The organism is Sneathiella sedimenti (assembly GCF_017313765.1).
GTDB lineage: Bacteria > Pseudomonadota > Alphaproteobacteria > Sneathiellales > Sneathiellaceae > Sneathiella > Sneathiella sedimenti.
In genome coordinates this window covers 78,399-94,212 of sequence record NZ_JAFLNC010000003.1, presented here as the reverse complement: position 1 = coordinate 94,212, position 15,814 = coordinate 78,399, and the positions used below count along the sequence as shown (strand labels likewise).

Annotated in this window: 12 protein-coding genes; 5 read left to right on the top strand and 7 right to left on the bottom strand. The window is 53.0% G+C overall.

The window, feature by feature from the left end; all coding sequences use genetic code 11:
• The first annotated feature begins 7 nt into the window (after positions 1–7).
• Positions 8–1,183, top strand: a complete 1,176-nt coding sequence (locus J0X12_RS09775) for a multidrug effflux MFS transporter (RefSeq protein ID WP_207044957.1) — start codon at positions 8–10, stop codon at positions 1,181–1,183.
• On the opposite strand, the gene J0X12_RS09770 is transcribed toward J0X12_RS09775, so the two are convergent.
• The 3 genes from J0X12_RS09770 to J0X12_RS09760 form a co-directional block, all read right to left on the bottom strand.
• Positions 1,180–4,317, bottom strand: coding sequence for an efflux RND transporter permease subunit (locus J0X12_RS09770; protein ID WP_207044954.1), 3,138 nt, complete (start codon positions 4,315–4,317; stop codon positions 1,180–1,182). The two genes, J0X12_RS09775 and J0X12_RS09770, sit on opposite strands and share 4 nt — an antisense overlap.
• A gap of 5 nt (positions 4,318–4,322) precedes the next feature.
• On the bottom strand, positions 4,323–5,513 hold the full coding sequence (locus J0X12_RS09765; protein WP_207044951.1) for an efflux RND transporter periplasmic adaptor subunit: 1,191 nt from the start codon (positions 5,511–5,513) through the stop codon (positions 4,323–4,325).
• Between the two features lie 454 nt (positions 5,514–5,967).
• Entirely contained in the window at positions 5,968–7,176 is a 1,209-nt protein-coding gene (locus J0X12_RS09760) for an acetyl-CoA C-acetyltransferase (protein ID WP_353890910.1), read from the bottom strand.
• 291 nt (positions 7,177–7,467) lie between these two features.
• On the opposite strand from J0X12_RS09760, the gene J0X12_RS09755 reads away from it, so the two are divergent.
• From J0X12_RS09755 to J0X12_RS09740, 4 genes are all read left to right on the top strand, one after another.
• On the top strand, positions 7,468–8,295 hold the full coding sequence (locus J0X12_RS09755) for a beta-keto acid cleavage family enzyme (protein WP_207044945.1): 828 nt from the start codon (positions 7,468–7,470) through the stop codon (positions 8,293–8,295).
• A gap of 275 nt (positions 8,296–8,570) precedes the next feature.
• A complete protein-coding gene (dctP, locus tag J0X12_RS09750; RefSeq protein ID WP_207044943.1) occupies positions 8,571–9,611 on the top strand; it encodes a TRAP transporter substrate-binding protein DctP in 1,041 nt (346 codons plus the stop codon).
• A gap of 180 nt (positions 9,612–9,791) precedes the next feature.
• Positions 9,792–10,358, top strand: a complete 567-nt coding sequence (locus J0X12_RS09745; RefSeq protein ID WP_207044941.1) for a TRAP transporter small permease subunit — start codon at positions 9,792–9,794, stop codon at positions 10,356–10,358.
• An 11-nt stretch (positions 10,359–10,369) separates the two neighbouring features.
• Complete coding sequence (locus J0X12_RS09740; RefSeq protein WP_353890911.1) at positions 10,370–11,683, top strand: TRAP transporter large permease; 1,314 nt, start codon at positions 10,370–10,372, stop codon at positions 11,681–11,683.
• Between the two features lie 107 nt (positions 11,684–11,790).
• Here the strand turns inward: J0X12_RS09740 and ypfJ are convergent, their stop codons facing one another.
• The 4 genes from ypfJ to J0X12_RS09720 form a co-directional block, all read right to left on the bottom strand.
• Positions 11,791–12,681, bottom strand: coding sequence for a KPN_02809 family neutral zinc metallopeptidase (gene ypfJ / locus J0X12_RS09735; protein WP_207044937.1), 891 nt, complete (start codon positions 12,679–12,681; stop codon positions 11,791–11,793).
• A gap of 200 nt (positions 12,682–12,881) precedes the next feature.
• Complete coding sequence (locus J0X12_RS09730; RefSeq protein ID WP_207044935.1) at positions 12,882–14,177, bottom strand: TRAP transporter large permease; 1,296 nt, start codon at positions 14,175–14,177, stop codon at positions 12,882–12,884.
• Complete coding sequence (locus J0X12_RS09725) at positions 14,174–14,677, bottom strand: TRAP transporter small permease (RefSeq protein ID WP_207044932.1); 504 nt, start codon at positions 14,675–14,677, stop codon at positions 14,174–14,176. The genes J0X12_RS09730 and J0X12_RS09725 overlap by 4 nt, the downstream gene beginning before the upstream one ends.
• 88 nt (positions 14,678–14,765) lie before the next feature.
• Positions 14,766–15,782 carry a DctP family TRAP transporter solute-binding subunit gene (locus tag J0X12_RS09720; RefSeq protein ID WP_207044929.1) on the bottom strand — a complete coding sequence of 339 codons (1,017 nt, stop codon included), beginning with the start codon at positions 15,780–15,782 and terminating at the stop codon, positions 14,766–14,768.
• Positions 15,783–15,814: the final 32 nt, after the last annotated feature.

Here is a 15,814-nt window from a genome sequence, read left to right as displayed (position 1 = left end):
GATAAGTATGCTTCGAACAGCGGCTATACTTGGCCTGCTTGCAGCGATCGGCCCGTTTGCCGTGGATATGTATCTGCCCGCCTTTCCTGCAATTGAAAAGGGACTTGGCACCAACGTTTCGTCGGCACAGATGACGCTGACTGTTTATTTTATTGCGTTCGGTGTCGCACAGCTATTCTACGGCCCCTTTTCCGATCAGGTGGGGCGGAAGCCGCCCCTTTATCTTGGTCTTTCCATTTTCGCGATTGGCACTATCGGTTGCGCGTTGTCCCCGACCATAGAATGGCTGCTTGTCTCACGCTTTGTCCAGGGAATAGGCGGCGCGGTCGTTATGGTTGTGCCGCGCGCCATCATCCGTGACATGTATACCGGCCCTCAGGCGACCCGACTTATGGCAATGGTAATGCTGGTGATCAGCGTTTCGCCCATGTTGGCCCCGCTTGCCGGAAGCTGGCTCATTCTCCTGGCCGATTGGCGCGCTATTTTCTGGGTACTTTTCGCGGCGACAATAATCAGCCTGTTGATAACCGGTTATATGCAGCCGGAAACACTTGAAAAGCACAATAGAGTGCCGGTCAATGTTCGCTCACTTTTTCGGGGATGCCGCCATTTGCTTACCGACCCGGTATTTATGGGTGTTACCTTTATCGGGGGCTTCGGGCTCGCAAGCTTCTTTGTTTTCGTTGCCAATGCCTCTTTTATTTACACTGGCCAGTTTGGACTGTCGGCAATGGAATTCAGCCTTGCGTTCGCCGTGAATGCTATCGGCTTTTTCGCGACCTCGCAGTTTGCCGCTGGCCTCGGAGAGCGATTTGGCATGGAGCGGGTCGTATTCCTGGCGGTGATCGGCTTTGCCGGATTTTCCGTGCTATTGGTGGCCCTTACTTTTCTGGGATTTGGATCCCTCCTTGTGACCATCTGCTTCCTCTTTCTCGCCAACGCCTGTCTTGGCCTGGTCATTCCCACGACAATGGTCATCGCCCTGGACAATCACGGAGATATCGCAGGGCTTGCATCTTCTTTGGGGGGAACTTTGCAAATGCTGGCCGGGGGCTTCCTTATTGTCGTGATGGGCCCGTTTTTTGATGGGACAACCCTTCCGATGGTCTTGGCGATTGCGCTATGCGCAATCGCGTCAACAATACTTACCTGGCGGATACTACCGAGTGCCCGGCCGGCTTAAGGCTGGCGGTGTCTGAGGTCACTCAGCCACCGAACGCCGACATAGAATGCCGGTGTGAAAATTAGCCCAAACAGAGTCACGCCGAGCATACCGAAGAAGACGGAAGTCCCGAGCGCCTGTCTCATTTCTGCCCCGGCGCCAGTCGCAATCACCAACGGGACGACACCAAGGATGAAAGCAAAGGAGGTCATCAGGATCGGCCGCAAGCGTGTCCGAGCAGCCTCTGCTGCGGCTTCAATGCGGCTTTTGCCTTGTGCTTCCGCCTGACGAGCGAACTCTACGATAAGGATTGCGTTTTTTGACGCGAGACCGACGAGCACGACAAACCCAACCTGCGCCAGTATATTTACGTCAATACCCCGCAATTGCAGTCCGCTGACTGCTGCAAGCAAACACATCGGGACAATCAGAATGACGGCAAGCGGTAAGGTCCAGCTTTCATATTGCGCCGCGAGAAGCAGGAAGACGAACACTGCCGCTGCCACGAAAACCAGCAGGCCATTATTTCCGGCAAGCTTCTCCTGCAGAGCCAGCTCCGTCCATTCGAAGCCGAAACCATCGGGGAGGACTTCCTGTGCCAATGTTTCCATTGCCGCCAGGCCCTCGCCTGTCGAGAATCCGGCCGAAACATTCCCTTGCACTTCTGCGGAACGATAGAGGTTATAACGTGGCACCCTGTAGGCCCCCGTGCGGTCCTCAAATGTCGCAACCGACCCGATGGGAACCATCTCCCCTTGAGCGTTTCGCGTCTTCATATTGGCAATCGCCTCAATATTCTGGCGGAATTCACCGTCTGCCTGCGCTGTCACGCGATAGGTTCGACCAAGATAATTGAATTCATTCACGAAGGCAGACCCGAGGTAGACTTCCAGCGTCTCGAATATATCGCTTGTCGATACGCTCAGCATCTCCGCCTTCACCCGGTCGATATCCGCATAAAGCTTGGGTGTTCGGGTATTGTAGAGCGTAAATACATTCTGGACTTCTGGTGCCTGGTTGGCAGCCACGAGCAGTTGCTGCACCGCTGCCTCGAGTGCCTGAGGTCCACGTCCGCGCTGGTCTTGCACGATCATTTTGAAACCGCCAGCATTGCCGATACCCCGCACGGGCGGCGGCTGGATCGTTATAAAGAACGCTTCCTGAATACCGCCGAGCCGCTTGTAATGCTCCCCGATAATATGTTCGAGTGTAATCCCATCGCGGTTCCGAACCGCGAAACTCTCCAAGGAGGAGAAAATCGCGCCTGCATTCGAGGCATTTGTGAAGGTTGCCCCATCCAGCCCCGCGAAAGGAACAACATGCGCCACACCCGGTATCTCAAGAAGTGTCTCCGCAGCCTTTCGCATCACCGCATCCGTCCGCTCAAGCGAGGAACCGGGCGGAAGCTGCACAACTGTGATGAGGTAGCCCTGATCCTGCTGCGGGATAAACCCGGTGGGCGCGCGATCAAACTGCCAGACAGTCAGTGCGACGAGGCCACCATAGACGACAAGAACGACAACAACCAGGCGTGCCAGACGCCGGGTCAGTCCGCTGTAACCGTTTGACAACCGGTCAAATCCGGCATTGAAGGCATTAAAAAATCCCACAATTGGTCGCTTAACTCCGGTCGCTGGCTTCTGCTCACTATGCGCCTTGAATAAAATTGAGCAAAGCGCGGGACTCAGTGTCAGCGAGACAAAACCGGAAATAAGCGTTGCCGCCGCAATGGTAATTGCGAACTGGCGAAAGAACTGACCGGAAATTCCGGGTATCAGCGCCGCTGGTACAAAAACCGCGGACAGGACCAAGGCAATTGCTATGAGCGCCGGTCCGACCTCATCCATAGTTTCATGCGCGGCATCTCGCGGGGACATGCCAAGGCGTAAATTCCGTTCAACATTTTCAACAACGACTATGGCGTCATCGACGACAATACCAATTGCCAACACTAGCCCGAACAACGACAGATTATTCAGGGAATACCCGAACGCCGCCAGAACACTGAATGTCCCAATCAGGGATATCGGAATGGCGACAATTGGAATAATCGACGCGCGCCAGGACTGCAGAAAGAGGATGATGACCAAGACAACCAGGACAACAGCCTCAAATATCGTATCGATTACCGCATCCACGGACTGTTGGATAAAATTGGTCGGGTTGTACACGATGTCATATTGCAACCCCGCCGGAAAAGACTTCGAAAGTTCCGCCATGGTTGCCTGCAGGCGCTCCGATGTTTCCAACGCGTTGGAGCCGGGCCGCTGAAAAACCAACAGCGGCAGTGCTTCCCGCGTATCGAGGTAGCCGTTGGTGGTGTAGTCCTGAGCCCCGAGTTCAACACGCCCGATATCTTCAAGCCGTGTAACGCGGCCATCCTCATCGGCACGAACAATAATATTGCGAAATTGCCGAACTGTTTCCAGTCTGCCAAGAGTCTCCACATTGATCTGGAAGGCAGCCGAGGTTGGAACAGGGGGCTGGTTAAGGACACCTGATGCAACCTGCACGTTTTGCGCGCGAAGCGCTGCCACAACATCTCCAGCGGTAAGACCACGTGCCGCGATACGATCGGGGTCCAGCCAGATGCGCATGGCGTAATCCCGTGCACTGAAGACGCGCACATCGCCAACGCCGTCAAGACGCGCCAGCACATCCTTGACCTGCAAGGTTGCATAATTCGAGATGTAGAGAAGATCGCGGCTGGCATCGGGAGAACTGAGATGAATCACCATCATCAGGTCCGGTGAATTCTTGCGCACTGTCACACCGGTTCGCCGAACTTCCTCCGGCAACCTTGGCTCGGCGATTGCCACCCGGTTCTGAACAAGCACCTGCGCGGTATCAAGATCGGTACCCAGTTTAAAAGTAATTTGCAAGGAGAGCTGGCCATCACCCGTAGCCTGGCTCGACATATACAGCATATTCTCCACGCCGTTTATCTCTTGCTCGAGCAGACTTGCAACGGTATCGCTAACGACCTCCGCGGAGGCGCCGGGATAGGTTGCACGAACCTCGATTGTTGGCGGTGCTATCTCGGGATATTGCGCGACTGGCAGATTCACATAGGCAGCAAGGCCGATAATCGTGATCAGGATTGATAGAACGGCCGCAAAAATCGGCCGGTCGATGCAAAAATGGGAAAATCTCATGGTCGTTACCCCGGACGCCGTTCGCCGGCACCTTTAATCTCGCCTTCCTGCGGCGTGACCTTTGCTCCTGGACGGGCACGCATGAGACCCTTGATTATGATCCGATCGCCAGGTTCAAGTCCCTTTCGAACAATCCGCAATCCGTCATAGGTCGGACCCGGGCGAACAACCTTTGGAACAACGGTTCCATCCTCGCTGACCGTCATTACCACCTTGTTGGATTGATCTGAGACAATCGCTTCATCCGGTATCAGCAGCGCGGTGTATTTATCCGACCCGGGAACCCGGATACGGCCGAACTGTCCCGGCGTCAGGAATCCGTCCGTATTGGGGAAGACAGCCCGCATACGAATCGTACCGGACGTCCGGTCAACCTGATTATCGACAAAATTAAGCGTCCCTTCACGCGGCCAGTCAGGCTCATCGGTAAGCCGTGCAAATACAGGAATTGCCTCCCGTGTGGACTGCAAAGTACCCGACTGAACAGCGCGCTGATACCCGAGATAGGCTGACTCACTCATATCGAAATCAAAATATATTGGATCAATCGACACAATTGTCGTCAGCAGGGTATTCCCGCTGCCGTCACCACCGCTTACCAGATTGCCGACGCTGACTTCATGCCTGCTGATCCGGCCAGCGATTGGGGCAAGGATTCTTGTGAATTCGAGGTCCAGTTCTGCCGCAGTGATATCCGCCCTGGCTATTTCCGCCGCCGCCATGGATACGCGCTTCTCCTGCACCCGTTCATCATAAGTACTGGAAGCAACGAAATCCTTTTCGCGTAGTTTGGAGGCACGCTCAAGCTGCTTGTCCGCCAGATCAACGCGCGCCAGAGATTGCGCCAATAAAGCCCGCATGGACGCCAGGGTGGCTTCAAAAGGACGTGGGTCAATCACGAATAGAAGGTCTCCCTTGCTTACGATCTGCCCATCGGTAAATTTGATTTCCTGCAAATAACCGCTGACGCGGGACCGAAGCTCAACATACTGGACAGGCGCGAACTGCCCGGTGAATTCCGTATATTCGACAATTTCACGTTGCAACGGATTTGCGACAGTGACGGGGGGAGGCGCCGACTGGGCCATCGCGGCACTGGGTTGTAAAGACAGGGTTAAGAGCGCGGAAACCGCAGCAAGAATGTGCGTTGCCTTGCGACCAACAATCTTGCCGAGAGTCTTCAGGAGACGAACCATTTCAAATATCCTATCTATGTATCAAAGCCGCCAAAAGACCGGGCGTAAGCCCATTATTTGTTTTGCAAGATATTCCAAAATCATAGCAACGGTAAAGTTCTCGAAATGCGGTGCAACCATATTCACCCCTCAATTCAGAATAAAAATATACTACTCACACTGATCGATTGTGCCGGAGATATTTATTCTTGAACGTTCATTCAATTAAAATCTTGAACTAATGCAATAGTGTGATGCGGGTCACTGAGCCATTTATAAAATGACACGAGTAACTATCGCCGACACCGCCGATTAGGAAATATGCCGGAAAAGCGTGCTGTGAAACATTGGATATTTCGCAGCATTGATTATGCGATTAATTTGGTCGTACGGCTTCCAGTTAAAAGCTCGGCCCCCTGAACGAAAAAAGGCGCAGCTAATAGCTGCGCCTTTCAATTATCGTGCAATGTGTTGCTTATGCGCGCTCAAATATCGCCGCCAGTCCCTGTCCACCGCCGATGCACATCGTCTCAAGGCCGTAGCGGACATCCCGCCGCTCCATCTCCCGGAGGAGTGTTGCCAGGATACGTCCGCCCGTCGCGCCAACCGGATGGCCGAGGGAAATGCCAGATCCGTTGACATTCATTCGTTCAAAATCTGATTTTTCAAATTTCCAGTCCCGGGTGCAGGCCAGAACCTGAGCGGCAAATGCCTCATTCAGTTCGATCAGGTCCAGGTCTTTGAGACCAAGACCGGCGCGATCCAGCGCCTTCGCTGTTGCCGGCACCGGCCCGATTCCCATGATTTCAGGCCCCACACCAGCGACAGCCCAACTTACCAGGCTGCCATACGTTTTCAGGCCAAGTTCTTCCGCAATCGCCCGCGTTGTCACAACGCAGGCCGACGCACCATCATTCTGTCCGCTGGCATTGCCGGCGGTGACGGTTGAGTCCGGATCCTGCCTGAGAAGAATGGGTTTTAGCTTGGCGAGACCTTCCTCATTGGCTTCCGGCCGGGGATGTTCGTCCTTGTCGTAGGTTGTGTCCCCTTTCCGACCGCGTACTGTAACCGGGATGATTTCTTCATCGAAGCGGCCCGCCTGTTGTGCCGCGACCGCACGGCGATGGGATTCAACCGCGAAACTGTCCTGCTCGTCGCGTGGTACGGAATGGCTCTTACGGAGATTTTCCGCCGTTTCCAGCATGCCACCGGGAACCGGAAAATTGATACCGCCGGCGGTCACGCGGCCACGGGCGAGCGCATCCTGAAACTCAAGAGACGTCCCCTTGATCCCCCAGCGTCCAGCCGTTGAATAGAAGGGAGCATTCGACATGGATTCAGCGCCGCCTGCGATCACGACGGAGGAACCGCCAGTTGCGACCTGCATGACGGCGTTAATGATTGCTTGCAGTCCAGATCCACACCGACGGTCCAGCTGATAGCCGCCGACGGAGATGGGAAGGCCCGCGTCCAGACCAACAACACGGCCAAGTGCCGGTGCGTCCATCGTGGGGTAGCACTGGGCGAAGATCACATCTTCTACCCGGTCCTTGAGGCCGTCGCAGCGGGCGAGCAATCCCTCGATCACGGTCCGGCCTAGTTCGTGTGCATGAAGATCCTTGAACTGACCGCCAAAGCGGCCCACAGGAGTTCGTACCGGTTCGCAGATCACAACATCTTTCAGCATTATTCTTGTCCTTTATTCACTGAGGGAAGATTTTTTTCACAGAGGCCACCGTGGCATTTTTCCTCGGTCACTCATAGCGCCTTCGTCTTTCCCATTTAATAATTTGAATGTAGTCAATACCGATATCTGACACTCTCGGCAAGTGTCGAGATGCCAACATTCCAGCCCACCTGAATGTTTAGGGATGTGGTGACGACAATGGTGTTATACCTTACAAATTCATTTGGTTCGTTTTTCGCGTAAAATGCAATAGAGATCATGTCATTTAGAGTTCAGGAGTCATAACACATGGATGATATACCCCCCCTCTCCCCGGCTATTTTGACGGTGGCGCCAAATGGAGCAAGAAAGACAAGGCAGGATCATCCGATGTTGCCCATCAGCCCTTCCGAGCTTGCGGATGAGGCAGAAGCCTGTCTCAAGGAAGGGGCAGCAATGATACATCTTCATGTACGTGACGACCAGCAGGGACATACACTGGATGTCACAAAATATCGCGAGGCGATTACCGCAATTCGCGACAAGATCGGCGATGGCCTTGTTATCCAGGCAACGACCGAAGCGGTCGGCATCTACTCGCCCCAGCAACAAATGGATATGGTGCTTGAGTTGAAGCCCGATGCCGCCTCCCTCGCAATAAAGGAATTGGTGCCGAACGGGGAGGAGTTGCGGGCCAAGGATTTCTTTGATGAAATGCGGGCACTTAAAATCATGCCCCAATTCATTCTCTATTCGCCTGAAGATCTGCAAAGATATGAAAAGCTCACGGCAGAGGGAGTCATTCCGTTCACGAACCCCTTTCTGATACTGGTACTCGGTCGCTACTCGGCCAACCAACAGTCCCATCCCCATGATTTGATCCCGTTCCTTACATATATGAAGTCAGAGCGGAATTGGGCAGTCTGCGCATTCGGGCCGCTGGAACATGCCGCCGCAAGTGCCGCCTTGGCGATGGGTGGTCATGTAAGGGTTGGCTTTGAAAACAATATGTTCTTAAAAACCGGCGTGCGTGCCGGTCGAAATGCGGACCTTATACGTCAGGTCCGTGAGGCGGCAGAAGCTATTGGCCGCCCCATCGCGTCGGCTGACGACTTAAGAAGAATGTTTTCTGAATAGTGCGGAGTGACCCGTCACCGGTAATAGCTCCCTTCAGGAACGCCTTCGTTTAAATTAGACAGACGGTTCACACCTTGGCTTGTCATTCCAAAATCTTTATTATACGATCAAGACGGGATGTATTGTTGTCGGCCTAATCGATAAAAATGAAACAAGGCAAACTTCAGTCAAAAGGCCAGCACAGGAATGCGCATTCCCGAGGAAAAATAGTTGCGGCAAGAAATCAAAAATATAGCTGTTTAACAGGCAGTAGTAACGCACAACGGGAGAATATCATGACAAAAGAGACGAATCTAATTAGTCGACGTGGCGCATTGGCGGGTGGTGCTGCTGCATTGGCCGCTCCGGCCTTTATTGGCAAGGCAGCCGCTGCCGAGAAGGTGACATGGAAGGTGCAGTCGCACTGGCCAAAGGCATCATCTTCCTACGGAGACAGCCTCGCCCTTATTGCTGAAGAATTGAAGGCAAATACTGACGGGCAGTTTGAACTTCAGCTCTTTGGTGCGGGTGAATTCGCCAAGGGTGGTGAGATTTTCAATATCGTGCGCAAAGGCGTCGTTGAAATGGGTACCATTTCTCCCGGCTATATTCTGGGTGAAGCGCCAACAGCAGGATTGGCTTTGGGTGTTCCCGGCACATTCCGTGAACCTTGGGAATTTGCTCATTACCTCAAGAACATGGGCTTTGAAGACATGTTTAACGAGGATTTGGCTGTTCATGGCGTGGTCAGCCGGGCGGAGAAAGTCTACCCGACAGAGCTGGTTGTCTCAAAACCAATCAATTCAGTTGCTGATTTCTCCACGCTGAAACTACGCTCTTCCGGAAGTTACCAGAAGTTCCTCGAAGCTGCAGGTGCCTCGACTCAGAACGTTGCTGGTCCCGAGCTTTACTCAAGCCTGGCGAGCGGTGTTGTTGATGGTGCTCATTGGGGTGCCGCACAGGGCGCCATGTCGATGAGCTTGTGGGAAGTTGCCAAGTTCCATATGAAGCCAACTTTGGGACTGGCCGTAGATACATTGATCATGAACCAGCAAGCTGTTGATAACCTGTCACCAGATCTGCGCAAAGAATTCTTCGCTTTGCTCGATATGCGTTTCTGGAAGCGGACAACCGAGTATCAGTACAAGGAAAAACTGGCACTTTCCAAGGGCTTGGCAGAGCAAAATATCACTGTTGCCGAGTTCCCGGCGGACGTGCAGGCGAAATTCTCCGAGGCCTCAGCGGCCATTCTCATAGAAGAAAGCGCCAAGGGTGGAAATGCGACAAAAGCAACTGAAATGCTTGTCAGTTTCCTAAAAGGAATGGGCTACGTTTAAGCACGCCTAATTCTGCCAATAACTCGGCGACTAGCTGTCTAGTTCACTATCCGGAGCCTTTTCAGGTAACTGTAAAGGTCTCCGGCTAGAGTGAACATTGGACACGACCTTGATATGATCGGTCGCGCAGTTGTCGGTGTCTAAAAATACGCCCTTAGTCAGATTGAACTGGAGAATTTAATGGTTGCTTTGACCTCATTCGCCCGCGCAGTTACGACGACAAACGTCTGGATCGGGCGGCTCGCCAGTTATGCCGTTCTCATCTTGTTTGTGCTCCTTATAAGCGACGTCGTCATGCGTTATGTGACGCAGAGCCCGATATCGTGGTCTGCACTAGCCTCAAAAATGATATTTGGTGTTTATGCGATCATCGGTGGCGGCTATTTGCTGGCCAGACGAGACCATGTCAACGTCGACTTGTTTTACGGCCATTTTACGGCGCGGAAAAAGGCGCTGACCGATATTGCAACCTCCTTCCTGTTCTTTCTGTTTCTCGGCGTTCTTTTGAATGAGAGCTATTCTATGGCGTATGACAGTATTTCGCGACTTGAGGTTAGCTATGAAACGACCTGGCGTCCTCCAATCTGGCCATCCAAATCCATGATTTTCGTTGCTGCGATACTCCTTCTGTTGCAAGGGATCGTGAAATTGATTGCAGACATTATGATACTGATGGGTATTGAGGTCGATGAAAGTGCCTACGGGCCTGTAATCGATGACGATGTCGACGAGAAGGAGTCGGTGTAATGTATGAGCTCCTGAATATTGAGGTATTGACCCTCCTTTTCTTTGGCCTTCTGTTTTTGTTCATTATGCTTGGTGTGCCTTTGGCCTTCGTCCTAGGCGGCCTGTCGGTTATATTCCTCTATTTTGAACAGGGTCCGATCGCTTTTTACCTGATTGCGTCCAAGATGTGGGACTTGATGGAAACATCATCCCTAATTGCAATCCCGCTATATGTTTTCATGGCAATGCTGCTTGAGCGGAGTGGCGTGGCGCACGACCTATACCGAATGATGCATTTGTGGTGGGGCGGCGTGCGTGGCGGACTGGCCATCGGAACTGTTGGCATCTGTACGATTTTTGCCGCCATGTCGGGAATTTCGGGCGCTGCGGTTGTGACGATGGGGACAATCGCTTTGCCCCAAATGCTGAGCCGAGGCTACGACAAGCAACTCGCATTGGGTGCCATTAACGCCGGCGGTGGCTGGGGAATATTGATCCCGCCCTCGATCCTCATGGTGCTCTATGCCCTCATTACAGAGGTTTCGGTCGGCAAGTTGTTCGCCGCGGGCGTTTTCCCCGGCTTGCTCCTGTTCGCCCTGGTGTCGATTTACATTGGCGTACGATGCTGGTTTCAGCCGCATCTTGGGCCTGCTCTTCCCAAGGAAGAACGGGCAAGCTGGAGCGAGAAGATCGGGGCATTGCGATCCGTCTTCCTGCCAATTTTCATCATTGTAATCGTGCTAGGCGCCATATTCGGGGGCTTCGCAACGGTCACTGAGGCCGCGGCAGTCGGCGTTTTCGGAGCCTTGGTAGCTAGCGCCGTAAACCGAAAATTGACCTGGACGGTAGTTTCCCAGTCCTCTCTTCGCACATTCAGGCTAACGACAATTATCACCTGGATTGTTTTCGCGGCGCATGCCTATTCAATGGCTTATACCGCAATGGGCGCTGAGGAATTCATCACGCACATTACCCAGCAGATCCCGGGCGGTAAATGGGGCGCGCTTGGCTTCATGATGTTCGTCCTCTTTATTCTGGGTATGGTTCTTGACCCAGTCGGCATCATGTTGATTACTTTGCCCGTGTTCCTGCCGTTGGTCGCAAGCCACGGTTTTGACCCGGTCTGGTTCGGCATCCTGTTCGTCGTCATGATGGAAATCAGTTATATGACGCCGCCCTTTGGGTTTAACCTTTTCTACCTGCGTTCCGTCGCACCGCCAGATGTCACGATGAAAGACATCTACTGGTCCGTTGGTCCATATACGTTGGTCGAACTAACAGGGCTGTTCCTGATCGTCCTGTTTCCGGCAATTGCACTTTGGCTGCCGAACTACCTGTTCCAGTAAGTTACTGGGCAGGCAAATAAGAACAGAAATTGCCCCGTTGCGCAGATTAACCAGCTGCGCAACGGGGTTTTTCTTTGACCCACAATGAGAATTAATTAGCCGGCTTCCTAGAGATCGTTCGTGCCAAAGGTATCACAGCTACGGACGTCGCCGTTTTCAAACCCCGTCATAAACCACCTAACCCGTTGCTCGGACGAACCATGCGTAAAGGAGTCCGGGACCACGGTACCAGTTGACTGTTTCTGCAGTCGATCATCACCGATAGCCGTTGCCGCGTTGAGCGCTTCCTCGATATCTCCGGCCTCAAGAATGTTCCGGGAGCGATCAGCGTTGTAAGCCCAAACACCTGAGAAGCAGTCTGCCTGCAACTCAAGGCGAACAGAAAGCTTGTTTCCCTCTACCTCGCTCAAACGACTTCTTTGCTCATGAACTTTCTGGGAAATGCCGAGCAATGTCTGTACATGATGCCCGACTTCATGCGCGATCACATAAGCCTGGGCAAAATCCCCTGGCGCGCCAAACCGGTTATGCAGTTCCTTGAAGAAAGACAGATCCAGATAGACCTTCTGATCACCTGGGCAATAAAAGGGGCCCATCGCGGATTGTGCATATCCGCACGCAGATTGCACGGCACCAGAAAAAAGGACCAGTGTCGGCTCCTGATAGCGTTGATTTGCGCTCTCGAACAGGGCATGCCAAGTATCTTCGGTATCAGCTAGCACGACGGAGACGAACTGGGTCAAGTCATCATCCGCCACGGGGCGCCTTACTTCCTGTTGGGGCCGCGTCTGCATGCCGCCCTGCAACAAGACAGTTGGATCAATTCCCAAGAAAAGCGAAATGCCGACGACAACCAGCACACCAACAAGACCAAGCTTGCCGCCACGACCTCTAGGCAGGCGCACGGGGATTCCCCGTCCGCGGCCGATTCCCCGTGGGCTTCCTTGCCCTCGCCGGTCTTCAATATTGTCGCTACGCCGTCCACCCCGCCACCGCATGACGCTATCCTTCGTTATTCAAGATTACCCATGATAACTTCTTTTCAGGAAAGTTCACCGTGTTAGTCGACCCAAGATCCGTTCGCAATCCAGCAATTCATTCTGCTGTCCTAAATTTCTGCGCTGAATGATGTCATGATCCAAGGTTAATGTCATCCAAGGATGCTTTCTGGAATTCAACTGGTTTGTTTGGATATAAACTACACTTTGTATCCGAGAACGGTGGGCAGCCAGAGAGCAATCGACGGAAAGGCAATCACCAGACCGACAGAGATTATCATCGCAATGATTGGCCAAAGGACCCAACGCATCGTCGCTTCAATCGGCACATTCGCGATTTTCGCAGTGACCATCAAATTAACGGCAACCGGCGGGGTAAACTGACCAATTGCGACGTTCATGGCCATAAGAACTCCAAACCACACCTGATTCCAGCCAAGAGTCGCCATGATGGGCATGAGCAACGGAAGGGCAATCAGATAGATCGAGACCCCGTCCAGTACCATTCCCGCAAGCAAGACAATAGCCATAACCAAAATCAGGACGACCATTGGCGAATCCGAGATAGACAGGATGTGCCCTGCTGCCGCGTCAAAGGTTCCCAGGATAGAGCCGGCAAAGGCAAATATTCCCGCCAGTGAAATAATGATCATCACCACCGCAGAAATCTGGGCGGATTCAGCGAGGACATTATAAATGTCCCGCATATTCATGGAACGATGCAAAAGCAGGCCGACAATCAATCCATAAAAGACGGCAACTGCCGCCGCTTCGGTCGGTGTAAACAGGCCGCTGCGCAAACCACCAAGGATAATGACCGGAGCGAACAATCCTGGTAGTGCCCGGATAAAGCTTTTCCCAAGCGGTGGGCGTCCCGAATCTGCTTCCGACCCGAATCCCCGCCGGCGACTGATCAGAAGTGCCGGGATGGCTACAGCGAGGCCTGCAAGCAGCCCGGGGAACAAGCCCGCCGCGAAGAGAGCGCGTAGATCGACGCCAGGAACCATAATTGAATAAACAATCAAGGCGATGGAGGGCGGGATCAAAATCGCAGTTGAGGCAGACGCTGCAATAATACTGGCGGAGAAAGCGCGCGGATATCCTTCCTTCAACATGCTTGGGATCATAACGGTTGCTACAGCGGCCGCATCTGCGGGACCTGAACCGGACATTCCGCCCATAATAAGGCAAACCAGTATGGCAACCAGCGCAAGGCCGCCACGCCGTGGACCGACAATCGCGCGCGACAGCTCAACCAATCGCTCTGCCACCCCGGATCGCTCGAATATCATGCCTGTCAGAATAAATAGCGGTATAGCGATAAGCGGATATTTGGCGATACTGGCATAGGTAATGGTGCTCATATTCGCGACAGCATCCATATCGAGACCGAAAAATATCGCGATGACGCCAGATAGACCGAGAGCTACGGAAATCGGGGCCCCTGAAATGAGGATCAGAAAAAATGACCCGAGAAGGATGAGATGCACGCTCATTTCTTTTTCCTCAGTTCATTCCATTGCACCTGGAAAATCCTGACAAGCACCGCCAGGGAGAGTAGCGGCAGCCACATCGTGTAAATCCAGGTGGGATAACCGAGGGCGGGAGATGTCTCCTCGAATAAATACTCGTCGATCGCCAGGTCCGAACCGTAATAGACAAGCAGGGCGAACATGATGACAGAAGAGAAAAAGGCAATAGAGTTCAGAAAAAACTGACCGGGGCGACCCAGCTTGTTCACCACAAATGTGATGCAGATATGACCCTTATTGGTATAGGCCAGCCCCGCGCCAACGAAGGTGACAATGACAAGAAGAAAGACTGAGTATTCCTCCGTGAAGGCGAAGGACACATTAGTTGCATACCGGACGACAACATTCAGAATACTGATGAGACAAATCAGCCCCATAGCCAGGGCACCAATCGCCTCCTCTATTCGAAATGGATATTTTTCTTGCGGGCTGTCTTCTGTATCGGCAGCTTTTTCGTGTTCCATGGCCTAATATTTACCTGACAGTTGCCGGAGGTCCATCGCCCGCATTTGCGGAATTTGTCCCTCCGGCTAACATTTTTAACAAGGCTGATCAGCGGTTGGCGACACTTTCTTCCGCCTTTTTCACCAGATCAGGACCGACAATTTCCGTCCACTTCTCATAGACGCCACGGCTTGCGTCGACAAACTTCTGCCGTTCTTCATCCGTCAGATGCGTCACTGTAACGCCGAGACCCTCAATTTCCTTGTACAGGGAGTCGTCGCCTTCAGTCAGACCCTTACGGGCAACTTCAATACCGTAAGCGCCGGCATCAATTGCTGCCTGACGAATAATTTCCTGATCTTCCGGGGTGAAGTCGTTCCAGACCCGATGGCTAACTGCAAAGATGAGGGGGTCTGCAACATATCCCCAGGTGGTGACATATTTCTGGCCAACCAGATGCATTTTCGCGATGGTAAAAATCGTCAATGGGTTTTCCTGGCCATCGACAGCGCCCGTGGTCAGTGCAGGTTTGGCATCCGCCCAGCTCATCTGCGCAGGGTTGGCACCAAAGGCAGTGAAGGTGTCGTTAAACAGCGGAGAGCCAACAACACGGATTTTCATCCCTTCCAGATCCGCGGGCGACCGCACTTCCCTTTTGGAGTTTGTCAGTTCCCGAAATCCGTTTTCAGCCCAAGCAAGAGGCTCAACACCTTTTGACCGGACAATTTCAAAGATTTCTTCCCCGACAGGACCCCCTGTCAATGCATCCATCGCCTTGTAATCCGGAATCAGGAAAGGCAGTGCGAAGATATTCATTTCCGGAATTTGCGGTGACCAGTTAATGGTGGAGCTGACAGACATGTCAATTGCACCCTTGCGTACCGCGGTGAATTCCTTCGTTTGTTCCCCTGCAACAAGCTGCGTGCCAGGATAGGCTTTCATATTGATCCGGCCATCGGAACGTTCCCGTACCAGCTCGATCCATTTGTCGGCAGCAAGTCCCCAAGGAAACGGCGCAGGCACAACGGTTGAGACCTTGTACTCGGACTTATAATCGGCCGCAAATGACGGTGAAATACTGGCAACACCAATCAACGCGGAAGCAAGCAAAGCATACAATTTCATTGTCTTTTCCTTCCCTATATTATTAAAACCGC